Below are 25,589 nucleotides of genomic sequence, written 5' to 3'. Positions count from 1 at the left end.
TGTCTTACATCACTGCCATTCTGCCTGTTAACTGGCCGTCGATAATGCTTCTGTTTCAAAGCGGCGTTGGTCGCATGAATATAAAACCTATATCTTTCAATACCTGCACAAAGGTGATCCTGAAATCGAGTTCTGCGTAGGTGGGCTCCCGCACGGCTATCAAGTCGCTATCGGTTGCACTTCTGATGAGAGGCTTGTCGCAAGCGGTGTAGGTTGTGCAAACATGATTGCAAACGTCGCCCTGGCGTCGCGTGTTCACGACAGGCAATTTGAAACAGGGCGCTCTCAGCAGATCGAGCAGACTACGAAGTCCCATCTGCAATGCGATCTTCAAGATGTCTGCTGTCGGCTGCCGGCGCGTGGCCGGCACCGAACCGTCTGCTATCAATCCGCCGTCTGCATCGCAGAACCGAAAGATCCAGTTATCGCCTGAAAAATCCACCTCGCTCTTTGCGAGGCGCGCATTGAGCAGCAAATGTTCGCTATTGTATTGAACGACACGTTGCGTATTGTTCCATAAGCCATGGCATACCATCATGAGATCGGGAATGACTTTCAGGGCACGATAAAAGGCGAATGCGTTCGCCTGTAGTGGTCGCACGGTTAGTTGCTATCCAGAAGCGTTGGCCCGGCTGCTTGATCTCCCGATGAGCCAATGCGTTGGTTCTGTTCTCCCTTTGGAGGACTTGATGTCGGGTAAGCGCTTGGATCAGTTGGTCAACGTGCAATTTGATGGTCATGCCAATCCGTTTGACCAGGTTCAGTGTCTGCTGAATCGTCTCTGGGTCAATGAGTCGACACCACCGGAATAACGGGACAGAGGTCATTTCAGCGTTTGGTCAAGTACTGGACGGGGCAGAGCTTGCGCGATCTTCAGCTCTATGCGCGGGTTGAACGTGCAATCTCACATGGCGCCCGGACGTCGAATGAGGAAAGGTTGGACTTCTCAGACATTGCGATCAAGAGCGGATATGCCGATCAATCGCATCTTGGCAGGGAAGTGCGGAGGGTAACTGGCCTGTCACCATTAAAACTCAAGGCGTTGGTAGAGCATAGCGAGGCATTCTGGATGTACAGGTTGCTGAGGTAGCAGGCCTGTAATCTGTCCCGGACTGTATTATTTCGTTCTACAGGTGCTTTTGCTCACGGCGAACCTTGGTTTTTCTTTCACTTCGATGGCGAGTTGATTTACTTACACAACTCCTTGATAGAAAAGCTCCGTCACGGATATTGTCAGAGCGCACCCAACGATGCGCCAGTGGCATGTATTGCCTATTTCAGCGGACCATAATTTGGATATCTATATGAACGATAAATCACAAATCAGTCATGCGTTCGAAACATTTGTAAAAGAAGCGCCCGCACATCAGAAAGCCTGGCTGGGTGCAGTGCAGCAACTGGGCGAGGCATCAAGATTGGATGCGAAAACGGAAGCTCTTGTTTACATAGGAATACTCGCTGCTACTCGCTTGGAAAGCGGCCTGCCATTTCATGTGCGCGAAGCAAAGAAGCATGGCGCTAGTCGTGAGGAAGTCATTAGTGCTGTTCTTGCAGGGCTGCCGGCGGTTGGAAACAACGTCATTCAATCGCTGCCGATTGCTTTGAGTGCCTTTGACAGCTGATTCATTTGAAAGGCAGGACGCACAATCCTTTTACTCAGAAAAGAATAATCTGGCATCTGCTTATGGCAGATGTTGTGAGCAACCACACGCCATGCTGAAATCGTACCAATGACGAATCCCGACAATACCTTCACTATTCGACCTGCGCGGCCTTCAGATGTCGATGCAATTTTCAAAGTGAGAACCTCAGTTCAAGAGAACGCACTAACGTATGAAGAACTGAATGAGATTGGCGTAACGCCAGCGTTCGTCATGCAAGCCATTGCTGCAAATGCCTGCACGTGGGTGGCGGAGATCGACGATGAAGTGGTCGGGTTTGCAATGATTGATTTAGAAAGCGGATGCCTGTTTGCGGTTTTTGTATCGCCGGTACATGAAGGCAAGGGCGTCGGCTCCTGTCTTATCGATGTTTGCGAACGTGCTTTATTCAAAGAGCACGAGATGATCTGGCTGGAAACTGAAAATGATAGTCGTGCTGCAAGGCTCTATCGTCACCTCGGGTGGCGCAGTACGATGAATATCGGCAACGGTGACGTCCGCTTGGAAAAGCGACCGTTTGGTCGCTTTTCATTTGCATATCATCCCCAGTATTTGGGATAGGACCGGTCTTTAATGAGGTTGTTATAAAGGACGGCAACTGCGATCACAATGACCGAGCCCAGCAATGTTGGTGTGATGAGGAAATCCCAACCTGGAAGCGTCAGCATCACAATCACCGGATTGGAGCCAGCAGGCGGATGAACCGTACGCGTAATCAGCATTAACGCAATCGCCGTTGCTAAAGCAGCTGCCATGCTCCACCAATGTGGGCCAAACATGGTCAAGAAAACCAGGCCGGTGAGGGTTGCGATGAAATGTCCGCCAATGACGTTGCGCGGCTGTGAGAACGGCAAGTCAGGAAAGCCGAACACCATCACACAAGTCGCGCCGAACGAGCCAAGCACCAATGGCATATTGCTGGCATCTGTCAGCAGTCCTACCGCTGCAATGGCAAGAAAGCCACCAAGCCAGGCAATCACCACCAGACGAAGAGCAGGTTGAGGTGGCAACGTGGCGCCGCCGCGCATTTTAGAAAGATAGTGATTCATGATATTTGTTCTCCGAAATGGTTGATTGCCTATCAGCGGCACGGATCCCCCGAACCTGGCTACAATCTGTATAATCTTTTTAATACAGACAGGTCTGTATATTAAGCTTTGAATTTGAGATGTGCAAATACTTTTTGCATTTTTTGTTCATGTTGTTTATGCGCACACTTCTTGCTCGTTGCCTTATGGGACAATCCTTGATTGCTAAGGTGATTTTTTCGCCCAAACGGAGTGATAAAAGTAATGGCAGATAAACGAGAACTGCTGGTAAGCAAAGCGATGGAGCTTTTTGCTGAAGGCGGGTACACAGCTGTGGGTATCGACCGTATTTTGGCTGAAGCAGGTGTCGCCAAAATGACGCTCTATAAATATTTCCCTTCCAAAACCGATTTGATTCTGGAGGTTTTGACGAAGCGCGACGACTACTTCCGCACATCGTTGATGGCGGCGGCAGATTCCAAGAAGACGACATCGACCAAGATTCAGGCGCTATTTACCTGGCATGATGAATGGTTTAAGCGTGCGGATTTCAATGGATGCATGTTCATCAACGCAGCTGCCGAATTTCATGACCGGGAAAGCCCGATACACCTGATGGCTGCCCGCCATAAGGAGCTGATCATTGATTACATCGAAGGTATTCTGAAACAAGAATACGGTGCGAGTTCACGAAAACTGGCGCGGCAAATTAACCTGCTGCTGGATGGCGCAATCGATGCCGCGCATGTCATCGGAGAAAAGCATGCAGCAGCAGACGCGTGGGACGTGGCAAAAGGCCTGCTGCAAGCGTCGTAAGGAACCTGTGGATTGATCCGGTAAGTGTCCATGTTGGGTGCCTCCCGCCGGCATTTAAAACGAATCAAATCAAGGTTAGATATGCAGAAAAATTCGTACACTTGACCGTCTGGCTTTTAATAGCAATCGCACGGAAGAAGATGGCAACCGAAGGCCCTTGTCGATTGCACCGGAAACAGCCTCTAATTAAAGAACGCAATTCAGCTTGCTGAAGTGAATGGCAAATGGAGTGATCGAGAGGGGACTATCTGGAATTGTTCCGACGCTGGTATTGCGGCAACAAGACTTTTGTTCGCTATGTATGCTTGAGTCGGACGGACACGCTGCTGTCGGCCACAGCAAGCAGTTGAAGAAGCGACGCCTTACTGGCTAAGACCCCGCGCATCGATTGCCCAGATGTCTTCGACAATTCCGCCGCGGAAACAGACGAACTGGTCGTATAGGTTGCAGGTGGGATCGCAATGACCGGGAATGAGCAGCAGGCGCTCGCCCAGCCGATCCTGCGTGACGGAGGTCTTGAGCATGGCGTGTTCGTCATTGACGGCGCTGCAGTGGAGGTCGGCAGTGCCGTGCACGCGCGGCAAGCCCGAATCCACGGCCACGCCCTTGAGGCCGACATCGCAGACCAGCTTGCCGGGTTTGGCCGAACTCATGATGGTGGCGGCGATGAACAGGCCGTGACGCGGCTTGTGCGTGCCGATCCATTCACTGCTGCCGTAGTGACCATCCAGGAAAATGTAGGAGCCGGGTTGCAGTTCGGTGAAGACGCCGCTGAATGCATCGAACTCCGCCGTGCCGGTCCCGGCGCCCGTCACGACCGGACAGCGCACACCGCGCGCTTCGAGGAAGCGAACGTAGGCCGCTGCCTTGTCGGCTGACTGTGCTGCGGCGTCGCGCCGCGCGTGCCATCCGGCGACATGCTGGATACCGCCGTGGTAGGCCTGCAAGCCGCGGAATTTCAGGCCGTCGTATTGCGCGATGGCGTCGACGAGTGCAGCCAACGCATCTTCGGACTCTACGCCGCAACGCCCCTGACCGATATCCACTTCCGGGAATACCCCAATCCGTACACCGGCTGCAGTGGCAGCCTGGCCGACCGCATGCACTTGCGCGACGTGATCGACGCAGATGCTCAATGCCACATGCCGTGCCAGATGAATGGCCATCTCGACCTTGTCGGCCCCGACGAACTCGTTGCTGATATGGATGTTATCGATGCCGGCACGGACGAACGGATAGGCCTCTGTCAGTTTCTGGCAGCAGATGCCGACTGCACCGGCTCCGATCTGGTATTGCGAGATGGCGCTCGACTTGTGTGCCTTGGCATGCGGGCGCAATGCCACGCCGGCTTTGCTGGCCATCGTAGCCATGGCGCTGACATTTGCCTCGAACGCATCCAGGTCCAGCAGCAACGCCGGCGTACTGACCGTAGAGAGCGGGGCGCCGATGGTGGCGAGTGGGGGAAGAGCAAGATCTGCAACCATATTCATGGGAATCCCTTCAAAATTGCATGCAAAATTTTTGTTAAGGTCACTGCGCGCAAGTAAATAAATGGCCAAAAAACGCTGACGCAAGAGGAGAAACGTTACAAAAAACTCTGCCGCTCAACGATTGACATTCTTCTCAATATGTATATTGTATTCAATATTCTAAATTTGGCGGCAATGATCGCCTAGAAAAGTTTTCAGGAAAGGTAGGAAACCCGATGGCAGGAGCAGGCCATCACCCATTCAGGATGTGAGCCCCGTGTTCGCAGCTGATGCATATTGAATCAATAAAAGGCAACCCGCCCCAATATAAGGAGACAGCATCATGCAAAACAGCACTATCCGTCGTTCCAGCAAAATCGCGATGTTCCTCGCAGCCATGGGCACCGCCCTGAGTGCTGCCGCCTGGGAGCCGACCAAGCCGGTCGAGCTCGTCGTGCCATTCAGTGCGGGCGGCGCGTCCGACCAGATGGCGCGCAATATTCAGGGCATCATCACCAAGCACAATCTGATGAAGCAGCCACTGATCGTGCAGAACAAGGCTGGCGCCAACGGTGCGGAAGGCCTGCTGGACATCAAGGGCTCGAAAGGCGATGCGCACAAGATCATCGTCGCTTCTTCCTCCATCTACACCACGCCGCTGGCGACCAAGTTGCCTTTCAACTGGCGCGATGTGACGCCGATCGCGATGGTGGCGCAGGATCTGTTTGTTCTCTGGGTGAATTCGCAAGCCGGTTACAAGAACCAGAAGGAATTCATCGATGCCGTCAAGGCGAAGCCGGAAGGTTTCAAGATGGGGGGCACGAGCTCCAAGCGCGAAGATCACATGATCACGATGATGATCGAGAAGAAGACCGGCGCGAAATTCCTCTACATTCCTTATAAGGGCGGCGGCGAGGCTGCGACGCAGCTTTCCGGCGGCCACATCCAGTCCAATCCGAACAATCCTTCGGAATCCGTTTCGCAATGGCGCGCAGGCGAGCACCAGGCACTGTGCGTGTTCTCCGATACGCGTATCCCTTACAAGGAAAAAATCACCAAGACCCAAGCATGGTCCGATATTCCAACCTGTAAAGAGGAAGGTCTGGACGTGAAGTATGAAATGCTGCGGGTCTTCCTGATGCCGGGCGGTGTGAAGCCCGAGCAGAAGCAGTATTACGTTGATCTCCTCAAGAAAGTGACGGAGACGCCGGAATGGAAGAGCTACCTGGAAAAGAATGCACTGAAACCCGAGTTCATGACGGGCGACGAGCTCAAAGGCTTCCTCGAGAAGGATGAGCAGTTGCACAAAACGATCATGACCGAGGCCGGTTTCACCAAGTAATTCTTTTTATCCGACTGCAGAGTGCCATGTGCGGCCGGCTCTGCAGTCCCCAAACAGGTAGCTGAATATGCAAATTCCCGAAATCGAGCAGACGGAGGAGGAGCGCGTTGCGTCGCCCACCGTCATTACCATGCGCACGGCGGAAATCGCTGTTGCGATCATCCTCGCACTCGCTTCGGCCAGCACCATCTGGAGTAATTACCAGTTGGGTGCTGGCTGGGGTGGTTACGGTCCGGAACCCGGTTATTTCCCGCTGCGCCTCGGCGTGGTGGTACTGATCGCGTCGGCCTTCGTCGTTTTTCATGCGATTCGCGAAAACAATCGCAACGCCTTCCTCGAGATCGAGCAGGCCAAGCTGGTGGCCGTCATTCTCGTCCCGCTGGTGGTCTTCATCGCGGCCATCGGCTTTCTCGGCATTTACGTTGCATCAACGCTGTTCATTGCCGCTTTCATGCTCTTTCTCGGCAAGTTCCCATGGTGGAAGTGCGGACTGGTATCGATTCTGATGATGCTGGTGTTCTTCTATGTGTTCGAAATCCAGTTCAAGGTACCGCTGCCTAAAGGGCCGCTGGAAGCCATGTTCGGTTACTGAGGGGAACGATCATGGAAGAACTTAATGCATTGATGGGCGGCTTCGGCCATGTCTTCAGCATGCACAACCTGGGGCTGATGTTCGTCGGCATCCTGTTGGGTATCGTGGTGGGGGTGCTACCCGGCCTCGGCGGTCCGAATGGGGTGGCGATTCTGTTGCCGCTGACCTTTTCGATGAATCCAACCTCGGCCATCATCCTGCTCTCCTGTATTTATTGGGGCGCGTTGTTCGGCGGTGCGATCACCTCCATCCTGTTCAACATCCCGGGCGAGGCGTGGTCGGTTGCCACCACGTTCGACGGTTATCCGATGGCGCAGCAGGGCAAGGCTGGCGAAGCATTGACGACGGCATTTACCGGCTCGTGCTTCGGCGCGCTGTTCGGCGTGGTGATCATCACCTTTCTGGCGCCGATCGTGGCGAAGTTTGCGCTACGGTTCGGACCGCCCGAATTCTTCGCCGTCTATTTCCTGACCTTCTGCAGCTTCATCGGCATGGGCAAGGAGCCGAAAGCGAAGATCATCATTTCGATGTGTATCGGCTTCATGCTGGCGGCGGTCGGGATGGATACGGTGTCCGGCGAACTGCGCATGACCTTCGATATTCCCGAACTGCTGCGCGGGTTCGACTTCCTGGTTGCAGTCATCGGCCTGTTTGGTATCAGCGAAATTCTGCTGACGATGGAAGAAGGCCTGGCATTCAAGGGCAAGAAGGCGACCATCGATCTGAAGGTCGTGTTCAAGACCTGGGCCTCGTTACCCAGGTACTGGTTGACGCTGATCCGCTCGTCGGTCATCGGTGCATGGCTCGGCATCACGCCGGGTGGCGCCGTTGCTGCATCCTTCATGGGCTACGGCATGGCGAAGAAGATGGCGCGTCAGCCCGATTCGTTCGGCAAGGGCAATGTGGAAGGTGTGCTGGCACCGGAAACCTCGGCGCATGCCGCGGGCACCAGTGCCTTGCTGCCGATGCTGGCACTTGGCATTCCGGGTTCGGCGACTGCCGCCGTGCTGCTTGGCGGTCTGATGATCTGGGGTCTGCAGCCGGGGCCGATGCTGTTCGTCGAACAGAAGGATTTTGTCTGGAGCCTGATCGCCAGCATGTACCTGGGTAACATCGTCGGCCTGCTCGTGGTGTTGAGTACGGTGCCCCTGTTTGCTGCCATCCTGCGCATTCCGTTTTCGATCATTGCACCGGCCATCATGGTCATCTGCGCGATCGGTGCATTCACGGTGCACGGTGCGTCGTTCGATATCTGGCTGATGGCGATTTTTGGTGTAGTCGGTTACATCTTCAAGAAGCTGCAGTATCCGTTGGCGCCGATGGTGCTGGCACTGGTGCTCGGCGATCGTGCCGAAGATGCCTTCCGTCAGACCATGGTCGGTTCCAAGGGCGATCTCAGCGTGTTCTGGAGTAATGGGCTGGTCGGCACCGTGATGACGCTGGCCGTGATCGCACTGGTCTGGCCGTTGGTCAGCGGATTGATCAGCCGCATGCGGTCGCCGACACCTGCCTGACATGCAGCGACTTCCCGCACGCGGTCCGGATAAAAAAAGCCTGGGCTCTCCCAGGCTTTTTTTACGACGATGCCGACGAACAAGACATCGGGCATGCCGGTCGTGACGCTGTGTTTGTCAGCTACCGACGGCTTGCTTGCCGTTGAGACTGCGCAGGTCTTCCATGACCGAATCGCGCTTGTCCAGCAAGTGCTGACGCAGGATGGCTGCCAGGCGTTTGCCGTCGCGCGTTTCGAGCGACTCGATCATCTCTTCGTGTTCCTTGATGGCGCGGTCCCACTTTGCTTCCTTGAAGTTGGATTTGAAACGATGAGTCTGCAACCGACGGTTTACGGACAGATACATCTGGCGCAGTACGGAGTTGCGTGCCGCTTCGTTGATCTTGTTGTGAATGGTCTGGTTGCGACTGTAGTAACCCGGCAGATCGTGCTCGGCGCGACATTTGAGCATGGCGTCGTGCAGGGCCTTGATCTCGGCGATTTCGGCCGGCGAGATACGTTCGGCAGCCAGTTCGCCGGACAAGGCTTCGAGGCCGCTCATCATTTCGAAAGTCTCCCAGATCTCGGTGTCGCTCATTTTGGAGACGAAGGCACCGCGGTTCGGCGCGATCTCGATCAGGCCTTCGGAGGCCAGCACTTTCATGGCCTCGCGCAGTGGCGTACGCGAAATACCGAGACGTTCGCAGACTTCGCGTTCGTTGAGCTTGGTGCCCGGCGCAAGGACACCTTCGATGATCAGGTTTTGCAGGTGTTCCACAACAGCGTCGTGCAGACGCTGTCTTTCGACCTTCGGCAGGATCGGGCTGCTTCCGGGCAGGACGGTTTCACTCATGGTATGCGTGGAAAGGGTCATAGATGTGGCGCTATTTTAAAGCAATTGTATGCAATATGGAAAATTGCGTCACGAGTCTCCATGCTGCCAGACAGAGTAAGTCATTGCTTCCATATGCTTTTTGTATCCATTTATAACAAGGCGTGGCGTTGCGACCACGTCAGGATTGCATGCAATCGCTTTACCTAATTCACTTCGTCTGATAAAGTATTTTGTATGCAAAATTCAATTTGACGGTTTTTTTTGAGGAGACAGTAATGCTGACGCTCGATTTCCATCCCGCTGGTCGCCACTTCCTGCAGATTCCCGGTCCGAGCCCCGTGCCAGATCGTATCCTGCGCGCGATGAGCTATCCGACCATCGATCACCGCGGCCCGGAGTTTGGTGCGCTGGGCCTGAAGGTCCTGTCCGGAATCCAGAAGATTTTCAAAACTTCGCAGCCTGTCATTATTTATCCGGCGTCCGGTACCGGCGCATGGGAAGCGGCGCTGAGTAACACGCTGAGCCCTGGCGATCACGTACTCATGTATGAAACCGGTCACTTCGCGACGCTGTGGAAGAAGATGGCAGAAGCACTTGGTCTGAAGCCCGAATTCCTGGGTTTGCCAGGTATCGAAGGCTGGCGTCGCGGTGTGCAGGCAGACATGATCGCCGAGCGTCTGCGTGCCGATACCGGTCATTCGATCAAGGCCGTGTGCGTCGTGCATAACGAAACCTCGACTGGTGTGACCTCGAACATCGCCGCGGTGCGCAAGGCAATCGATTCGGTCGGCCATCCCGCACTATTGCTGGTCGATACGATTTCAGGTCTGGCTTGTGCCGATTACCGTCACGATGAGTGGGGGGTGGACGTGACCGTCTCCGGTTCGCAAAAAGGTTTGATGCTGCCACCGGGCATCAGCTTCAACGCCGTTTCTAAAAAAGCCATTGAAGCAAGCAAGACCGCCAAGCTGCCGCGCGCGTTCTGGGACTGGACCGAAATCATCGAAATGAACAAGGTCGGTTACTGGCCCTACACACCGAACACCAACCTGCTTTACGGCTTGCATGAAGCACTCGACATGATTCTGGGCGAAGGACTGGATAACGTTTTCGCACGCCATCAACGTCTGGCTGCTGCCTGTCGCACTGCCGTCGATACCTGGGGGCTGGAAGTGCAGTGCAAGGATGCTGCCGTCTACTCGCCGGTACTGACCGGTGTGATGACGCCGGAAGGTGTGGATGCCGATGCCGTACGCAAGGTGATCTACGAGCGCTTCAACATGTCGCTGGGAACCGGCCTGGGCAAGATGAAGGGGCGCATGTTCCGCATCGGCCATCTGGGCGAAGCCAACGAACTGACGCTGATGGCGACGCTTGCGGGTTGCGAGATGGGTTTGAAGCTGGCTGGCATCAAGCTGGCGGGTAGTGGCGTGGCAGCAGCGATGGAGAACCTGTCTGCCAGCGGACAGGAAACACCGCGCTTGCAGAGGGTTTCCTGAATCCGCGAATAACGTCGTTTTACCTTCGACCATCGAGAGTTTCTACTTGATGTTTGGCGTGCCGCTCCGTCAGGTTGCGGTACGCAGATTCGCCCGCATCGTCTTGCGGGCAAGGGATGCAAGCAACATGACTGTGAAGCCGATTCATTTCGCTCGACAAGCCAGCCCTGCAGACAGCCCGCTTGCCGCACGTCTGCGCAAGGAATTGCGCGGAGACGTGCTGTTCGGGCGAGCTGATCGCGGCCGATATGCAACCGACGCGTCGATCTACCAGATCATGCCAATTGGTGTGGTTGTACCGCGCGACCAGCAAGACTTGCTGCTCGCGCTGGATATCGCGCGTTCGGAGAAGGTGCCGATCCTTGCGCGCGGTGGTGGCACCAGCCAATGCGGTCAAACCGTTGGTGAAGCACTTGTCATCGACAACAGCAAGTGGCTCAACAACGTCATCGAGTTCGATGCGGTGGCACGCACCATCGTCGTGGAGCCCGGCATGGTGCTCGATCACCTGAATGCATGGTTGAAGCCCTACGGACTCTGGTTTCCGGTCGATGTTTCGACCGCTGCGCAATGCACGATCGGTGGCATGATCGGCAACAACTCGTGCGGCTCGCGTTCGATCGAATATGGCAACATGGTGCACAACGTACTCGCGATCGACGCGGTGCTGGCAGATGGATCGCAAACGCGATTCGAATCCTTCGATACGATGATGCAAACGGCTGCCTTGCGACCGATGCTCGATGGCATTCGCGAGATCGCCATGCGCGAGCGCGAGGAAATCATCGAACGCGTGCCCAAGGTGCTGCGTCGCGTGGGTGGCTACAACATCGACGTATTCGATTGCCAGAATCAGCGTGCCTATACCGATGATGGCTCCGCAAATCTGGCACATCTTCTTGTCGGATCGGAAGGCACGCTGGCCTATAGCCGGCAGATCAAACTCAAGCTGGCACCGCTGCCGAAACACAAGGTTCTGGGTGTCATCAATTTCCCGACGTTTTATCAGGCGATGGATTCGGCACAGCACATCGTCAAGCTGTTGCCGGTTGCGGTCGAGCTTGTCGACAGCACGATGATCGAGCTCTCGCTCAATATCGCAGCCTTCCGTCCGGTAATCCAAAAAGCACTGGTCGGTTCGCCGGATGCGATTTTGCTGGTGGAGTTCGCCGGTGACGACAAGGAGATGTTGGCCGAACGACTTTCGGCACTGAACGATCTCGTCAGCGATCTGGGTTTGCCCGGCGCCTGCGTCAACATGCTGGATGCCAACGAGCAGAAGGCGCTGTGGGATGTACGCAAGGCCGGCCTCAACATCATGATGAGCATGAAAGGCGACGGCAAACCGGTCTCGTTCATTGAGGATTGTGCGGTACCGCTCGAGCATCTGGCCGAATACACGAACAAGCTGACCGAAGTCTTCCACAAGTACCACACCGAAGGCACCTGGTATGCGCATGCGAGCGTGGGCACATTGCACGTGCGTCCGATTCTCGACATGCGTCGCGAGGGCGCGGCCGACATGCGCGCCATTGCGGAAGAAGCCTCGGCGCTGGTGCGCGAATACAAGGGCGCTTATTCGGGTGAACATGGCGATGGCCTGTGTCGCGGTGAATGGGTAGCGTGGCAGTACGGTCCGAAGATCAATCAGGCATTCAGCGAGATCAAGCACCTGTTCGATCCGGACAACCGCTTCAATCCGGACAAGATCGTGCGTCCACCAAAGATGGACGAGCGCAGCAACTTCCGTTTCAAGCCCGGCTATCGCGAACTTGCGATGACCACGCAACTCGACTGGTCCGAATGGAACGTCAAACGTGATCCTGCAACCGGTGTGGAAACAGAACCGGGTACGGGAGACGATCTGACCGGTGGTTTGGCCAAGGCTGTGGAGATGTGCAACAACAATGGCCACTGCCGCAAGTTCGATGCCGGCACGATGTGTCCGAGCTATCGCATCACCAAGGACGAGCGTCATGTCACGCGTGGTCGTGCCAACACGCTGCGCCTTGCCATCTCCGGGCAACTGGGGAGCGAAGGACTGGCCAGTGCCGAGGTCAAAGAGGTGCTGGATCTGTGTGTGTCGTGCAAGGGTTGCAAGCGCGATTGTCCGACCGGCGTCGATATGGCGCGTTTCAAGATCGAGGCACGTGCAGCATGGGCCAAGCGCAATGGCATTACGCTACGCGACAAGATTGTCGCTTTCATGCCACGCTACGCACCGATCGTGAGTCGCTTTGGTGGGTTGTTGAGCGCAGGAGAAAAGTTGCCATTCATCGGTGGCTGGATCAAGAAGTCCATTGGACTTGCACCACAACGTTCATCACCAGCATTCAAGACGTCTTTCCTTTCGAACGCCTCGGCGCGATCGAGTAAGGCGAGTGGCATGGAAGTGCTGCTATTCGTCGATACCTTCAATAACTACATGGAACCGGAGAATGCGCGCGCCGCGCAGCAGGTGCTGGAAGCTGCGGGTTACACCGTGCATTTCAACACGCGTGAAGGCGAACGTCCGTTGTGCTGCGGTCGTACTTACCTGTCGGCTGGTCTAGTTGACGAAGCTAAAGCAGAAGCGCGTCGCACGCTGGATGCACTGATGCCGTTCGTCGAGCGTGGGGTGCCGATTGTCGGCCTGGAACCATCGTGTTTACTATCCTTGCGCGACGAGTTTCTGAACTACGGTTATGGCGAGGAAGCGCATCGTCTGGCCGACAATGCTTTCCTGTTCGAGGAGTTCCTCGTACGCGAACGCAAGGCCGATCGTCTCAAGCTCGATCTGCAGCCGTTGTCATCCAACAAGGCGATGGTGCATGGACATTGTCATCAGAAGGCCTTCGATGCCTTCCGTCCCGTGCCCGAAATTCTCAAGTGGATTCCGGACCTCGATGTATCGGTCATCGAATCGTCTTGCTGCGGAATGGCCGGTAGCTTCGGTTACGAGGAAGAGCATTACGAAGCGTCGCTGGCGATGGCCGAGCTGTCATTGCTTCCGGCAATCCGCCAAGCCGAGAAGGGAACGATTTTTGTTGCCGACGGGACGAGTTGCCGGCATCAGATTCAGGATGGAACGCAACAAACGCCGTTGCATGCAGCGCGCGTGCTGGCAATGGCATTGCAGAAAAACGGCCATATTGAAAAGTGAATCAATACATGCAGTTCAAAACTGCGCGTATTGGTCACAGATCTTTAAAAATGCTGTTCTGTTTGAATGACTGTTTAAGTTGGGAAGCAACTATCTAATGTGATCGTATGGTTACGCTCATGTACATGGCGGTACCTTGGCGTGAATACTCACGCCGATTGCATTGCCGGTCTCTGCTTTCCGAAAATCGCCGATGCCAAGGCAAACAATGCTTTTTCAGGAAGAATGCGAGCCAGATAGGATTGATAGCAATGTTTCGATAGAGGCAGGCTTGGTGAGATGATGATGGAATCCAGCCTGGCTGGAGCGTGTGATATCCGACTCTGTTCCCCATCCAGTCAATGCCACGAATACTGTTTCGTTCATGCGAGGGAGTTCTTTCACACGTGCCAGTACGTCATACCCGCTCATGTCGGGTAGCCCGATATCCAGAAACACGATGTGCGGGATAAAACTCGTGGCTGCACTAATCGCTTCATAGCCTCTGTGCACGGCACGTGCGTCGTGCCCAAGGCTCCCCATCACGGCTGTTAGGCTGTCCGCCGCATCCTGATTGTCATCCACTACAAGGATGCGCAGGGCAGCTTGCATGTCGGGTGCTGTGGCTGCCGTTTCGGTTTTCGATGCCGTTTCGCCGAGATTCGAAGGCAAAATGACCGAAAAGGTGCTTCCTCGGTTGCGGCCGTCGCTATGCACACGAACCTGCCCGTCATGCAGCTCGATCAGACGCTTGACCAGATGCAGTCCCACACCCAGACCACCCTGTGCGCGTTCGATTTCACTGGGGATTTGAGTGAACATCTCAAACACGCTGTTGAGTGATTCTGTTGGGATACCGACGCCGTCATCCTCGACATGGATGGCAATCTGATTTCCTTCCCGCTGTACATGCAGATGAATGTTCCCGCCGGGAGGCGTGTACTTGGCAGCGTTGTTCAGCAAATTGCTGATGACTTGTGCAATTCGATGTCGGTCAATGTTGATAACCGTATCGTCGCTTGCAATGTCTAGCGTCAAGCGATGGTGCCCAGCTTCGATCAGCGGCATGCTAATTTCGACTGCGTCGCCGAGTACATCCTTGAGCGCAACGTGCTGCTTTTTCAGATTGATCTTGCCGCGTGTAATGCGTGCGATATCCAGCAGGTCGTCTACCAGATGCGTCAAATGGGCAACCTGACGTTCGATCATGCGATGGATGTTGCCCACGTTCTTCAGCTTGCCTTCGCTTATGCGCAAGAGCTCGACGCCATTACGGATCGGGGCGAGGGGGTTGCGCAGTTCGTGCGCCAGGGTGACCAGAAATTCGCTCTGACGTTGATTGGCCTCGATCAGATCCTGCGCAAGCAGTTTGGTATCGTGCACGTCGACCACGGTACCGACGTGTCCGACGTAGTGACCCTCCACGTCAAACCGCGGTGCTGCGGCACCGACGACCCAGCGATACTCGTTGTCGCTACGGCGCAGGCGATAGTCGTGGCTGAAAGCGACTTGCTTGCCAACGCTTGCTGTAAAGTTTTGTTCGACAGCGGCGCGATCCTGCGGATGGATGCAGTCGAGCCAGTTGGCGTCCAGATCTTCACCCGCCTGACGCCCCGTATAGCCCTGCCAACTCTTGCTCAAGTACGTACACATGCCCTTGGTATCGGTCAGCCACAAAATGGCCGGTGACGTATCGACCAGCGAGCGGAAATAAAACTCGCTTTGCTCCAGCGTATGACGTGCAGCCTTGCGATGTCGATGGATATCGATCTGGCGCTGCACCTGCGTCATGAGTTCACGCGCTGAAAACGGCTTGACCAGATAATCATCCGCACCTGCCTGCAAGCCTTCCAGCCGGGCTTCCTCACCCGCGCGGGCCGATAGCAGAATGATCGGCACATCCTTGATCGCAGGATTGCCCCGTACCTTGGCAATCAATCCAAAGCCATCCAGCTTCGGCATCATGACGTCACTGAGCAGCAGATCCGGTGGCGAGCGCAGGACGGCCTGATAGGCTTGTTCGCCATCGGTACAGGTCTCGACAATCGCTTGCTTGTCGAATAGCCGCTTGAGGTAGGCGCGCATATCGCTATTGTCGTCAGCGATCAGGATGCGTGCAGGCTGGCTCAGTGCGCCCACCTCTTCATTACCTTCGACGGCGTGCTGTGTCGCCGGCTGTGTTTCTGTTGCATCGGGTAGCCAGCTCAGCGCTTCCTGAATAAAGGCTTCACCCTTGCCGGATGCGTCGTCCGCATTTTTCTGCTCCAGCAACTGCTCCGCCGGAAGATGGTGATGGCCAAACGGCACATCGATAAAGAAGGTCGTGCCGACGCCCAGCTTGCTTTCTGCGGTGATGCTGCCACCGTGCAGTTTGACCAGCTCCTGTATCAATGCAAGACCGATCCCCGTGCCTTCAAACGTGCGGCCCTGCGCACTTTCAATCCGATGGAATCGTTCAAACAAACGCGGCAATTCATGTTCAGGCACACCGGTACCGGTATCGCTTACGGTCAGCCGGGCCCATTCGCCATGCCGTTGCAGGCGCACCGTGACCGATCCGGTCAAGGTAAATTTGAATGCATTGGATAACAGGTTGAAAACGATCTTTTCCCACATGTCGCGGTCGACATACACATCTTCCACAAGCTCATCCACCTGCACATCGTAGGACAGTCCTGCTTTTTCCATTGCCGAGCGAAAGACACTCGCTAGGTCTTCGGTCAGCTTGGACAGATCGGTACGCGCATACGTGGCTTGTACGCGCCCTGCTTCGATCCGCGAAAAATCAAGCAGGCCGTTGACCAGCTTGAGCAGTCGAAGCGCATTGCGGTGCGTGACATCCAGACGATCTCTTTGCGCTTTTCCCAAAGGCTCTTCAAGATCATTCAGAGAGTCTTCCAGCGGGCCAAGCATCAAGGTCAGCGGCGTTCTGAATTCGTGCGAGACATTCGAGAAAAACACCGTCTTTGCACGATCGATGGCAGCCAGGGCCTCTGCGCGTTTCTGCTCCTGCTCGTAAGCGACGACATTGCCGACCGCCGTATTGACGGCATTCATCAGCAAGTCATAAAAGCTCTCGTAATCCTTATCCAATGCGCGCCGCGCACTGACACCGGCCACCACAAAACCGAATGGCTGGCTTTGACCGGCGATCGTAATCGGGAGCAATACCGCCGTGTGCGGCGCTTCCGCATAAGGCTCGCAGTCGAATGCGCCAAACCGGGCGGCAAGATCCGTCACCAGCGTCATGGATCGGTTTTCCAGCGCCTGGTCAAACGGCCACGTCGCAGGATGATCGATGCCAACTGTTTCGACCACGAGTGGCGAATGGTCTTTCAACCCAGCCTGACCACGCAGTTGCAGTGTTTGCCCATCCTTGTCGAACTCGTAGACCAGCAGGAAAGGCAGATCCAGTAACAGAGACGGATGCTGCTCGGCCATCAGCGAACACAGTTCATCCACCGTGCGGGATTTAGCGATCAGCGCCGTCAGTTCGCGCAGGCCCTGCGTTCTTCTGGCCGACAGAACCTTGTCGGTACTTTCAGAAATCGGGTGAAACACGCCGCCGACATTGCCCGATTCGATACGGATCGGCGAGAACGAAAACGTCATGAAGGCTTCTTCAAGATAGCCGTAGCGATCGAGGAACATCCGCTGATCACGGATATACGTGCCCTCGCCTTCATGCGCACGATCGAACTTGTCGCCAACGACGGGCAGTGCCGACTCCCAGCAAATCTTGAAATCCTGCCCCATCGATCCCGGATGCAAATTGCCGCAGATCGGCCGATACGCATCGTTATAGATCTGGATGTCGTCAGGCCCCCAAGCGATGAGAATCGGGAAGGTAGAGGAAAGGCAAAGACTAACCGAGGTACGCAAACTTTGCGGCCATGTTTCGAGAGGGCCGAGTGCGGTCTTGGACCAATCCATGGAGCGAATCAGTTCGCCCATTTCACCGCCGCCGGACAGCCAGCTTAAATCGTTTGAGGGGAGGGACATCGTGAAGGAAGGTGGATGCCCCTCACACCGGGAGCACGGTCGCGCCAATTTAGCAATATTGCCAACGATTATAGCTGGCAGTTTTGCAGAGAAAAAATCGGGGTGTCCTCTTTTTTACCGCGCGCGTGGGTATTTATCGGTGCCAATGAATATCTTGCTTGCCGGCTTGGGTAAAAAACGAAAAAACCCGCGCAATCACAAGGATTGACGCGGGTTCTTGGACTACTTGATACATGTTCTGGTGGAGACGGCGGGAATCGAACCCGCGTCCAGAAGCACTCTACAGACAGTTCTACATACTTAGCGCTGCCATTTGATTTAACCTGTACGACGCGGACGCGCACGCTGCGGACAGGCGAGTCACCTATTGTTTAACGTCTTGCCAAGTAACCCGGCAGAACGCGATTCCCTGTGTATGACTCTACTGCTGTTGCCAGCCCACCCCAGGGAAGAGATGGTGTAGAGCTAGAAGGTTCTTAGGTTTCTAGAGGTTTACGCTGCGAGAGCGTAAGAATCATCGTTTGCATTTAAGCATTTCCGGCTGTATTTACGAGGTAACCAGTCCTCGGTATGCCCTGCGCTGCTTTGCAACCCCTGTCGAAACCAGGTCGTCCCCAAAGCACTGCCATTGTAACGCAATAGATGTGGTGCTTGAGCGAAGATTCAAGTGCTGCGATGTTTGATTATGCGGCAGATGCTTGTGCAATCAGATCAAGCAACTGGTATGGTGAATCAATCGTGATATCTGCGCCCCATGAAACGGTTGGCGTCGCACCACAATATCCCCAGCCAGCTGCGATGGTTGTCATGCCGGCAGCATGACCTGCCTGAATGTCACGCAAATCGTCGCCGACGTACCAGCAACTTTCCGGTGGAAGATGGATGCGGTTTGCCGCCTCGAGCAATGGTGCTGGGTGCGGTTTGGGATGTGCTGTTGTGTCACCGCAGATGACGCATGCCGCTTGCGCCAAGCCGATTTGTGGTACCAGCTTTTCAGTCAGGTAAGTCACTTTGTTCGTGACGATGCCCCACGTGATGGATTGCTGCTCCAGTCCCTGGAGTAGCGCCGGTACCTCTGCAAATAGATGGCTATGCACGGCAATATGCGTTGCATAGTTTTCTAGAAACTGATCACGCAAGGAGGGATACTCGGCGTCTTGCGGCGTGATGCCGAATGCAGCGCCAATCAACCCACGCGCTCCGGCCGAGGCCACAGGGCGAAGCAGCGCATAATCGGTTGGAGTCAGTCCGCGTGCAGTACGTAACATGTTGACGGCACCCGCCAGATCAGGCGCCGTGTCAGCCAGTGTGCCATCCAGATCAAAGAGGACAGCGCGAGGTTTGCGTAGTGTCATGCGTATGGAATATGCAGAAAGCATATCGACACAAGGTCGATATGCTTTTGTCAGGCAGGTTTCGTGCAAGCGACCAGATAATTGACGCTGGTATCGCTATTCAACGAGTAAATCTTGGTCAGTGGGTTGAATCCCATGCCTTTCAATCCCGCGATTTCCAGGCCTGCAAAACGCGTGAATTGTGCCAGCTCTGCCGGCGTGATGAATTTGGCATAGTCATGCGTGCCTTTCGGTAGCATGCGCAACAGATACTCCGCACCAATAATCGCGTGCAAATAAGCTTTGGGATTACGGTTGATGGTCGAGAAAAACACATGGCCACCTGGTTTGACCAATTGCGCGCATGCTTTGACGATGGCGCTTGGATCTGGCACGTGCTCCAGCATCTCCATGCATGTCACGACATCGAACTGTCCTGGCTCGCGTGCGGCAAGCTCCTCAGCGGCGATCAGCTCATAGCGAATCTGTGCACCAGACTCAAGACTATGAAGGTCGGCAACCTTCAACGCTTTTTCCGAGAGGTCGATGCCGGTCACGTTCGCGCCCTTCTTTGCCATGGATTCAGCAAGAATGCCGCCGCCACAGCCAACATCAACCACGGTCTTGCCGGCCAATGGTGCACGGCTGTTAATCCACTCCAGTCGGAGTGGATTGATCTCGTGCAGTGGTCGGAATTCCGAAGTAGGGTCCCACCACTGATGGGCGATGTCGCTGAATTTCTTGAGTTCTAAAGGATCTGCATTCATGTTTTGAATGATAACGTGAAACGTCGTGAGCGGTCATGCATTGGATTGAGCCGCATGATGTTGAAGGCGAAAAAAAAACCCCGCGTGAGCGGGGTTTGTCTTCGCGTTAAATCGAATTACTTGCGGGTACCCACAACTTCGATTTCTACGCGGCGGTTTTGTGCGCGGCCAGCAGCGGTGCTGTTGGTAGCAACTGGTTGCTTCTCGCCTTTACCTTCGGTGTAGACGCGTTTTTCATCAACGCCTTTGCCAACCAGGTAGGACTTCACAGCTTCTGCACGGCGAACCGACAGTTTTTGGTTGTATGCATCGGAACCAACGGAGTCGGTGTGGCCGACAGCGATGATGACTTCCAGATTCAGGCTACCCAGTTTCGATGCCAGGTCGTCCAGTTTTGCCTTGCCTTCTGGTTTCAGCGTTGCTTTGTCGAAATCGAAGAATGCGTCAGCAGCAAACGTTACCTTTTCAGCGGTTGGAACTGGAGCTGGAGCAGGTGCTGGAGCAGGTGCAGCAGCAGCGACCAGTGCGCCATCGCAGCCTGGAACTGCGTCAGCAGGGGTCCAGTAACCGGTGCGCCAGCACAGGCCGGTGGAGTTACGCACGACATTGCCGCTTGCATCTTGTGCGTAGGCGCTGTGTGGTTTTGCTGCCTTAATGTCAGTTTGAGCGTGAGCAGACATGGCAACGACCGCGGATGCAGCGAAGACGAGTTTTGCTAATTTATTCATATTTCTTTCTCCTCTCGGGTGAGATATCCGCAGATAAACTGCGCTGATTACGTGAATGACATCGGTTTGGATAGTATCACGTGCTTCAAAAACCACATGAAACAAAATTGTTCGCATGCAATAGTGATTTGCACCTAATTCTGCCACAGCCAATGCACCATCGCGAACGTTGCTAATTAAGCTAATTAATCATTTCCCAATTCCGTTGTGTATACACAACGAGACGTGCAGCAATGTTTCCTCTGGCAAAACATTGACCTTTGGACATCAAAATCGTTCTCTGTTTTTGAGGAAATTTTTTCGAAAATCACTTTTTTGGACCATTCACATGGATTTCAACGCGCCGATCTGGTGCAAGACACGTGATGCGTTTTGCCTTGGTCAAGGTCGTTGGGCAAGCCGTGACGGGCTGAGTACTGCCTACACCTCTTGTGTGAATCAGGCCTGGGATTTGTGCCTGGCGCAGGATGTTGGCAACTGCGGATGCGCGTCGTTCGGATAATTCCTGATTGGTTTGCATATTGCCAATCGCGTCAGTATGGCCGATGACTGTGATGCCATCGACAGATTGGCAACTGGATAATTTCTCCTTTAGTGCGGCGACCAGTTTTTCTGACGCCTGCTTCTTTAACGTTGCTTGACCAAATGCAAACGACTGGTCGGCCGCCAGCATTATTGAAAAATCGCAGCGTGCGACGGTGACTGGAACGTCTTTTCCGAGAGAGTTGGCAACGTCGGGCGCAATGGGATTGGCGATGGGTGGTTTGAGTGGGCCGTCGCAACCAGCGATGGCATCGTTTGGCGTCCAGGAACCGGATCGCCAGCACAGGCCGAATTCGCTGCGTGTCACGTCGCCTTGGCTGTTTTGGTTGTATCCGTTGGTGATGGGTTTTGTCTGATCTGCCTGCGCGAATGCGCACATGGCCGAGGTGCCCAGCATGAGTGCAAGGGCCATTTTATTCATCATGATTTTCTCTGGGAGGTGCTGTGAGCGCGATGCGATAAGCGCTTTCGAATGCGCCATTTAACCATATTTTGTTGCATAACTTGCATGAGGATAAACCGCAGCAAAGTGTTGAAAGCAGGGAAGAGAGTTGTTCGACGTGGTAAAATTCTCAGCTTTGCCGGATCGCCCGTAATTCCGACGATTCTTCTTTACCCGCCAAAGACCAGACGAACCGCCAATGGATCAATTCGCAAAAGAAACCATCCCGATTTCGCTCGAAGAAGAAATGCGCAAGAGTTACCTCGATTACGCCATGAGCGTCATCGTGGGCCGCGCGTTGCCTGATGTGCGAGACGGGCTCAAGCCTGTACACCGCCGTGTGTTGTTCGCCATGCATGAAATGAACAACGTCTGGAACCGTCCTTACGTCAAATGCGCGCGTGTAGTCGGTGAAGTCATGGGCAAATATCACCCGCACGGTGATGCCTCGATTTATGACACGCTGGTACGCATGGCACAGGACTTTTCCTTGCGTTACACGCTGGTGGATGGCCAAGGCAACTTTGGTTCGATCGATGGTGATAACGCTGCGGCCATGCGTTACACGGAATGTCGCCTCGACAAGTTGTCCAATGAGCTGCTTGCCGATATCGACAAGGAAACGGTTGACTTTGTTCCCAACTATGACGGCAAGGAAAAAGAACCGTCCGTGTTGCCTACCAAGGTACCCAATCTGCTGATCAACGGCGCGTCGGGTATTGCCGTCGGTATGGCGACCAATATTCCCCCGCACAACATTACCGAGATCATCGATGGTGCGTTGCATGTGCTGCGTAACGAGCATTGCACGGTGGATGAACTGATCGAAATCATCCCGGCGCCTGATTTTCCGACCGGCGGCATCATCTACGGTGTTTCCGGTGTGCGTGATGGTTATCGCACTGGCCGTGGCCGTGTGGTCATGCGCGCAAAAACGCATTTCGAGGAATTCGGCAAGGATAGTCGTTCGGCCATCATCGTTGATGAGCTGCCGTACCAGGTCAATAAAAAATCGCTGCTCGAACGTATTGCTGAACTGGTACGTGACAAGAAGCTCGATGGCATTTCCGACATCCGCGACGAGTCGGACAAGTCGGGTATGCGCGTCGTGATCGAACTCAAGCGCAATGAAGTACCGGAAGTTGTGCTGAACAATCTGTACAAGCAGACGCAACTGCAGGACACGTTCGGCATGAACATGGTGGCGCTGGTCGATGGTCAGCCGAAGTTGCTGAACCTCAAGCAGATGCTCGAATGCTTCCTGTCGCATCGTCGTGAAGTCGTGACGCGTCGTACCGTGTTCGAACTGCGCAAGGCGCGCGAACGCGGTCACGTGCTGGAAGGTCTGGCGGTTGCACTGGCGAATATCGATGACTTCATCGCCATCATCAAGGCGGCACCAACGCCCCCAGTGGCGAAGATGGAACTGATGTCGCGTGCATGGGACTCCTCGGTCGTTCGTGAAATGCTGGCACGTACCGGTGAGGGAAATGTCGGTGGCATCGATGCCTTCCGTCCGGAAAATCTGCCGAAGCAATATGGCATTCAGTCCGATGGCCTGTACAAGTTGTCCGATGATCAGGCGCAGGAAATCCTGCAAATGCGTCTGCAGCGTCTGACCGGTCTTGAGCAAGACAAGATCGTCAATGAGTACAAAGACGTCATGGCAGAAATCGCTGACCTGCTGGATATTCTGGCCAAGCCTGAGCGTGTGACCGTCATCATTACCGATGAGCTGACGCTGGCAAAAAACGATTACGGTATCGGCAATAAAGACGAGCGTCGTTCGACCATCGAACTGAACGCGACCGACCTTGCCACCGAAGATCTGATCACGCCGCAAGACATGGTCGTGACCTTGTCGCACAGTGGTTACATGAAGTCGCAGCCAATCACCGAGTATCGCGCGCAAAAACGCGGCGGTCGCGGCAAGCAGGCGATGGCGACGAAGGAAGACGACTGGATCGATCAGCTCTTCATCGCCAATACGCACGATTACATTCTGTGCTTCAGCAATCGCGGTCGCATGTACTGGCTGAAGGTGTGGGAAGTGCCGCAAGGCTCGCGCAATTCGCGCGGCAAGCCGATCGTCAATATGTTCCCGCTGCAGGATGGCGAAAAGATCACCGTGATCCTGCCGATCTCCGGTGAAAACCGCAGCTTCCCTGAAGATCATTACATCTTCATGGCGACCAGTCTTGGCACCGTCAAGAAAACCTCGCTCAGCGATTTCAGCAACCCACGCAAGGCCGGCATCATCGCGGTCGATCTGGATGAAGGCGATTTCCTCATCGGCGCGGCACTGACCGATGGTAAGCACGACGTGATGTTGTTCTCGGACGCGGGCAAGGCTGTGCGTTTCGATGAAAACGATGTACGTCCGATGGGCCGTACGGCACGTGGCGTACGCGGCATGAATCTGGAAGAGGGGCAGCAGGTCATCGCCTTGCTGGTTGCCGAAAACGAACAGCAGTCGGTGCTGACCGCGACGGAAAACGGTTTCGGCAAACGTACGCCGATTACCGAATACACGCGCCATGGTCGTGGCACCAAGGGCATGATTGCGATCCAGACCAGCGAGCGTAACGGCAAGGTCGTTGCAGCAACGCTGGTGGATACATCGGATGAAATCATGCTGATTACCACGGGCGGCGTGTTGATCCGCACGCGCGTGGCAGAAATTCGCGAAATGGGACGTGCGACGCAAGGCGTCACCTTGATTGCGGTCGAGGATGGCACCAAGCTCAGCGGCCTGCAACGCATACTTGAGTCAGATGTTGAAGAAGATCAATCCGGTACGGAGGAAGAAGAATAATGAAGCGCGTGGTGTATAACTTTTCGCCAGGTCCGGCTGCTCTGCCAAAAGAAGTGATCCAGCAGGCAGCAGATGAGATGACGGACTGGCGGGGAAGTGGACTCTCTGTGATGGAAATGAGCCATCGCGGCAAGGAGTTCACAGAGATTCTTGCCAATGCCAAGAGTGATCTGCGTGCGTTGCTGTCGATTCCGGATAACTATCAAATTCTTTTCATGCAGGGCGGCGCGATTGCGGAAAATGCAGTCGTCCCAATGAACCTGGTCGGCCGCAAATCGCAACAACCTGCCACGATCGATTTCGTCAACACCGGCCACTGGTCGGTCAAGACCATCGAAGAAGCACACAAATATGCGAAGGTAAATATCGCAGCGTCGTCAGAAGATGCCGGTTTTACCTATATCCCTGCGCGTGACACGTGGAAGCTCACGCCTGACGCTGCCTACGTGCATATCTGCACCAATGAAACCATCGGTGGCGTTGAGTTTGATTACACGCCGGAAGTCGGTGATGTACCGCTGGTCGGCGACATGTCCTCCAACATTCTGTCGCGTGAATTCGACGTCTCGAAGTACGCAGTGATCTACGCGGGCGCACAGAAGAACATCGGTCCATCGGGCGTCACGATCGTGATCGTGCGCGACGACATGCTCGGACATGCATTGCCGATCTGCCCGTCTGCCTTTGACTGGAAACTGGTGGTGGAACATGATTCGATGTTCAATACGCCGCCGACCTATCCGATCTATATTGCCGGACTGGTATTCCAGCACGTGCTTAAGTTGGGTGGTGTGGCCGCGATGGAGAAGATCAATATTCAGAAAGCAGATCTGATCTACAACTATCTGAACTCGACCGACTTTTACATCAATCGCGTGCCGGCAGCACATCGTTCGCGTATGAACGTGCCATTCTTCCTGCGTGATGAATCGCTGAATGCCAAATTCATCGAGGAAGCCGACAAGAATGATCTGGTGCAGTTGAAAGGCCACTCGTCCGTCGGCGGCATGCGTGCATCGATTTACAATGCGATGCCACTCGAAGGCGTGCAAAAGCTGGTTGCCTTCATGAAGGACTTCGAGAAGAAGTACGGCTGATCGGTA

The 25,589-nt window shown here is 54.8% G+C and carries 22 protein-coding genes and 1 other RNA gene; 13 read left to right on the top strand and 10 right to left on the bottom strand.

The genetic code is table 11. The features are described 5' to 3' along the window. Positions 1 to 55: 55 nt before the first annotated feature. Complete coding sequence (locus tag IEV29_RS07255) at positions 56 to 601, bottom strand: hypothetical protein (RefSeq protein WP_188380539.1); 546 nt, start codon at positions 599 to 601, stop codon at positions 56 to 58. An 88-nt stretch (positions 602 to 689) separates the two neighbouring features. On the opposite strand from IEV29_RS07255, the gene IEV29_RS16260 reads away from it, so the two are divergent. The 4 genes from IEV29_RS16260 (at position 690) to IEV29_RS07240 (ending at position 2,222) form a co-directional block, all read left to right on the top strand. After that, the gene (locus IEV29_RS16260) at positions 690 to 812 is read left to right on the top strand and encodes a hypothetical protein (protein WP_268234294.1); all 123 of its coding nucleotides are present in this window, start codon (positions 690 to 692) and stop codon (positions 810 to 812) included. Further along, entirely contained in the window at positions 809 to 1,090 is a 282-nt protein-coding gene (locus IEV29_RS16335; protein WP_373868120.1) for a helix-turn-helix domain-containing protein, read from the top strand. Before IEV29_RS16260 ends, IEV29_RS16335 begins: the two co-directional genes overlap by 4 nt. Before the next feature lie 214 nt (positions 1,091 to 1,304). Next, positions 1,305 to 1,622, top strand: coding sequence for a carboxymuconolactone decarboxylase family protein (locus IEV29_RS07245; RefSeq protein ID WP_188380537.1), 318 nt, complete (start codon positions 1,305 to 1,307; stop codon positions 1,620 to 1,622). 108 nt (positions 1,623 to 1,730) lie between these two features. Beyond that, complete coding sequence (locus IEV29_RS07240) at positions 1,731 to 2,222, top strand: GNAT family N-acetyltransferase (RefSeq protein ID WP_188380536.1); 492 nt, start codon at positions 1,731 to 1,733, stop codon at positions 2,220 to 2,222. Here the strand turns inward: IEV29_RS07240 and IEV29_RS07235 are convergent. Further along, positions 2,201 to 2,710 carry an HPP family protein gene (locus tag IEV29_RS07235; RefSeq protein ID WP_188380535.1) on the bottom strand — a complete coding sequence of 170 codons (510 nt, stop codon included), beginning with the start codon at positions 2,708 to 2,710 and terminating at the stop codon, positions 2,201 to 2,203. The genes IEV29_RS07240 and IEV29_RS07235 overlap by 22 nt on opposite strands. Positions 2,711 to 2,953: 243 nt before the next feature. Between IEV29_RS07235 and IEV29_RS07230 the strand changes: the two genes are divergently transcribed. Next, entirely contained in the window at positions 2,954 to 3,505 is a 552-nt protein-coding gene (locus IEV29_RS07230) for a TetR/AcrR family transcriptional regulator (RefSeq protein WP_188380534.1), read from the top strand. Positions 3,506 to 3,867: 362 nt separating this feature from the next. Here the strand turns inward: IEV29_RS07230 and IEV29_RS07225 are convergent, their stop codons facing one another. Further along, positions 3,868 to 4,995, bottom strand: coding sequence for a DSD1 family PLP-dependent enzyme (locus tag IEV29_RS07225; protein WP_188380533.1), 1,128 nt, complete (start codon positions 4,993 to 4,995; stop codon positions 3,868 to 3,870). A 322-nt stretch (positions 4,996 to 5,317) separates the two neighbouring features. On the opposite strand from IEV29_RS07225, the gene IEV29_RS07220 reads away from it, so the two are divergent. The 3 genes from IEV29_RS07220 to IEV29_RS07210 all read left to right on the top strand — a co-directional run bounded on the left by IEV29_RS07220 (position 5,318) and on the right by IEV29_RS07210 (position 8,422). After that, positions 5,318 to 6,316, top strand: coding sequence for a Bug family tripartite tricarboxylate transporter substrate binding protein (locus IEV29_RS07220; RefSeq protein WP_188380532.1), 999 nt, complete (start codon positions 5,318 to 5,320; stop codon positions 6,314 to 6,316). Between the two features lie 67 nt (positions 6,317 to 6,383). Next, a complete protein-coding gene (locus IEV29_RS07215; RefSeq protein ID WP_188380531.1) occupies positions 6,384 to 6,908 on the top strand; it encodes a tripartite tricarboxylate transporter TctB family protein in 525 nt (174 codons plus the stop codon). Positions 6,909 to 6,919: 11 nt separating this feature from the next. Then, positions 6,920 to 8,422: a tripartite tricarboxylate transporter permease gene (locus tag IEV29_RS07210; protein ID WP_188380530.1), complete on the top strand. Its 1,503-nt coding sequence runs from the start codon at positions 6,920 to 6,922 to the stop codon at positions 8,420 to 8,422. Positions 8,423 to 8,539: 117 nt separating this feature from the next. Here the strand turns inward: IEV29_RS07210 and IEV29_RS07205 are convergent, their stop codons facing one another. Beyond that, positions 8,540 to 9,253 (bottom strand): GntR family transcriptional regulator, encoded by a 714-nt coding sequence (locus IEV29_RS07205; protein ID WP_188380529.1) that lies wholly within the window; start codon positions 9,251 to 9,253, stop codon positions 8,540 to 8,542. A gap of 257 nt (positions 9,254 to 9,510) precedes the next feature. Here IEV29_RS07205 and IEV29_RS07200 point away from each other — a divergent pair, with 257 nt between their 5' ends. Together IEV29_RS07200 and IEV29_RS07195 are read left to right on the top strand one after the other, a co-directional pair. After that, positions 9,511 to 10,734: a pyridoxal-phosphate-dependent aminotransferase family protein gene (locus IEV29_RS07200; RefSeq protein ID WP_188380528.1), complete on the top strand. Its 1,224-nt coding sequence runs from the start codon at positions 9,511 to 9,513 to the stop codon at positions 10,732 to 10,734. 127 nt (positions 10,735 to 10,861) lie between these two features. Continuing rightward, positions 10,862 to 13,876, top strand: coding sequence for an FAD-binding and (Fe-S)-binding domain-containing protein (locus tag IEV29_RS07195; protein WP_188380527.1), 3,015 nt, complete (start codon positions 10,862 to 10,864; stop codon positions 13,874 to 13,876). Positions 13,877 to 14,092: 216 nt separating this feature from the next. Here the strand turns inward: IEV29_RS07195 and IEV29_RS07190 are convergent, their stop codons facing one another. Further along, positions 14,093 to 17,857: an ATP-binding protein gene (locus IEV29_RS07190; RefSeq protein WP_188380526.1), complete on the bottom strand. Its 3,765-nt coding sequence runs from the start codon at positions 17,855 to 17,857 to the stop codon at positions 14,093 to 14,095. 1 nt (position 17,858) lies between these two features. On the opposite strand from IEV29_RS07190, the gene IEV29_RS07185 reads away from it, so the two are divergent. Beyond that, positions 17,859 to 18,065 carry a hypothetical protein gene (locus IEV29_RS07185; RefSeq protein ID WP_188380525.1) on the top strand — a complete coding sequence of 69 codons (207 nt, stop codon included), beginning with the start codon at positions 17,859 to 17,861 and terminating at the stop codon, positions 18,063 to 18,065. A 31-nt stretch (positions 18,066 to 18,096) separates the two neighbouring features. Here IEV29_RS07185 and ssrA read toward each other — a convergent pair. The 5 genes from ssrA to IEV29_RS07160 form a co-directional block, all read right to left on the bottom strand. Next, positions 18,097 to 18,473, bottom strand: a transfer-messenger RNA (tmRNA) gene (gene ssrA, locus IEV29_RS07180). Between the two features lie 67 nt (positions 18,474 to 18,540). Next, the gene (locus tag IEV29_RS07175) at positions 18,541 to 19,212 is read right to left on the bottom strand and encodes an HAD family hydrolase (RefSeq protein ID WP_188380524.1); all 672 of its coding nucleotides are present in this window, start codon (positions 19,210 to 19,212) and stop codon (positions 18,541 to 18,543) included. A gap of 50 nt (positions 19,213 to 19,262) precedes the next feature. Next, a complete protein-coding gene (ubiG, locus tag IEV29_RS07170) occupies positions 19,263 to 19,958 on the bottom strand; it encodes a bifunctional 2-polyprenyl-6-hydroxyphenol methylase/3-demethylubiquinol 3-O-methyltransferase UbiG (protein ID WP_188380523.1) in 696 nt (231 codons plus the stop codon). Positions 19,959 to 20,074: 116 nt separating this feature from the next. Continuing rightward, positions 20,075 to 20,686, bottom strand: coding sequence for an outer membrane protein OmpA (ompA, locus tag IEV29_RS07165; protein ID WP_188380522.1), 612 nt, complete (start codon positions 20,684 to 20,686; stop codon positions 20,075 to 20,077). Between the two features lie 307 nt (positions 20,687 to 20,993). Next, entirely contained in the window at positions 20,994 to 21,653 is a 660-nt protein-coding gene (locus IEV29_RS07160; protein WP_188380521.1) for an OmpA family protein, read from the bottom strand. A 217-nt stretch (positions 21,654 to 21,870) separates the two neighbouring features. Between IEV29_RS07160 and gyrA the strand changes: the two genes are divergently transcribed. Together gyrA and serC are read left to right on the top strand one after the other, a co-directional pair. Then, entirely contained in the window at positions 21,871 to 24,486 is a 2,616-nt protein-coding gene (gene gyrA, locus IEV29_RS07155; RefSeq protein ID WP_188380520.1) for a DNA gyrase subunit A, read from the top strand. Then, positions 24,486 to 25,583: a 3-phosphoserine/phosphohydroxythreonine transaminase gene (gene serC / locus IEV29_RS07150; RefSeq protein ID WP_188380519.1), complete on the top strand. Its 1,098-nt coding sequence runs from the start codon at positions 24,486 to 24,488 to the stop codon at positions 25,581 to 25,583. Before gyrA ends, serC begins: the two co-directional genes overlap by 1 nt. Positions 25,584 to 25,589 lie beyond the last annotated feature (6 nt).

The sequence above is a fragment of the Oxalicibacterium faecigallinarum genome, from assembly GCF_014635705.1.
Classification (GTDB): Bacteria; Pseudomonadota; Gammaproteobacteria; order Burkholderiales; family Burkholderiaceae_D; genus Oxalicibacterium; species Oxalicibacterium faecigallinarum.
The sequence above is the reverse complement of the archived record's forward strand: the minus strand, read 5'-3'. Positions and strand labels throughout refer to the sequence as shown.

Excerpts from the sequence above, each read along its gene's own strand:
- IEV29_RS16260 (WP_268234294.1), top strand. The coding sequence starts at position 690 with ATGTCGGGTAAGCGCTTGGATCAGTTGGTCAACGTGCAATTTGATGGT.
- IEV29_RS07245 (WP_188380537.1), top strand. The coding sequence starts at position 1,305 with ATGAACGATAAATCACAAATCAGTCATGCGTTCGAAACATTTGTAAAA.
- IEV29_RS07240 (WP_188380536.1), top strand. The coding sequence starts at position 1,731 with ATGACGAATCCCGACAATACCTTCACTATTCGACCTGCGCGGCCTTCA.
- IEV29_RS07235 (WP_188380535.1), bottom strand. The coding sequence starts at position 2,710 with ATGAATCACTATCTTTCTAAAATGCGCGGCGGCGCCACGTTGCCACCT.
- IEV29_RS07230 (WP_188380534.1), top strand. The coding sequence starts at position 2,954 with ATGGCAGATAAACGAGAACTGCTGGTAAGCAAAGCGATGGAGCTTTTT.
- IEV29_RS07225 (WP_188380533.1), bottom strand. The coding sequence starts at position 4,995 with ATGAATATGGTTGCAGATCTTGCTCTTCCCCCACTCGCCACCATCGGC.
- IEV29_RS07220 (WP_188380532.1), top strand. The coding sequence starts at position 5,318 with ATGCAAAACAGCACTATCCGTCGTTCCAGCAAAATCGCGATGTTCCTC.
- IEV29_RS07215 (WP_188380531.1), top strand. The coding sequence starts at position 6,384 with ATGCAAATTCCCGAAATCGAGCAGACGGAGGAGGAGCGCGTTGCGTCG.
- IEV29_RS07210 (WP_188380530.1), top strand. The coding sequence starts at position 6,920 with ATGGAAGAACTTAATGCATTGATGGGCGGCTTCGGCCATGTCTTCAGC.
- IEV29_RS07205 (WP_188380529.1), bottom strand. The coding sequence starts at position 9,253 with ATGAGTGAAACCGTCCTGCCCGGAAGCAGCCCGATCCTGCCGAAGGTC.
- IEV29_RS07200 (WP_188380528.1), top strand. The coding sequence starts at position 9,511 with ATGCTGACGCTCGATTTCCATCCCGCTGGTCGCCACTTCCTGCAGATT.
- IEV29_RS07195 (WP_188380527.1), top strand. The coding sequence starts at position 10,862 with ATGACTGTGAAGCCGATTCATTTCGCTCGACAAGCCAGCCCTGCAGAC.
- IEV29_RS07190 (WP_188380526.1), bottom strand. The coding sequence starts at position 17,857 with ATGTCCCTCCCCTCAAACGATTTAAGCTGGCTGTCCGGCGGCGGTGAA.
- IEV29_RS07175 (WP_188380524.1), bottom strand. The coding sequence starts at position 19,212 with ATGACACTACGCAAACCTCGCGCTGTCCTCTTTGATCTGGATGGCACA.
- ubiG (WP_188380523.1), bottom strand. The coding sequence starts at position 19,958 with ATGAATGCAGATCCTTTAGAACTCAAGAAATTCAGCGACATCGCCCAT.
- ompA (WP_188380522.1), bottom strand. The coding sequence starts at position 20,686 with ATGAATAAATTAGCAAAACTCGTCTTCGCTGCATCCGCGGTCGTTGCC.
- IEV29_RS07160 (WP_188380521.1), bottom strand. The coding sequence starts at position 21,653 with ATGATGAATAAAATGGCCCTTGCACTCATGCTGGGCACCTCGGCCATG.
- gyrA (WP_188380520.1), top strand. The coding sequence starts at position 21,871 with ATGGATCAATTCGCAAAAGAAACCATCCCGATTTCGCTCGAAGAAGAA.
- serC (WP_188380519.1), top strand. The coding sequence starts at position 24,486 with ATGAAGCGCGTGGTGTATAACTTTTCGCCAGGTCCGGCTGCTCTGCCA.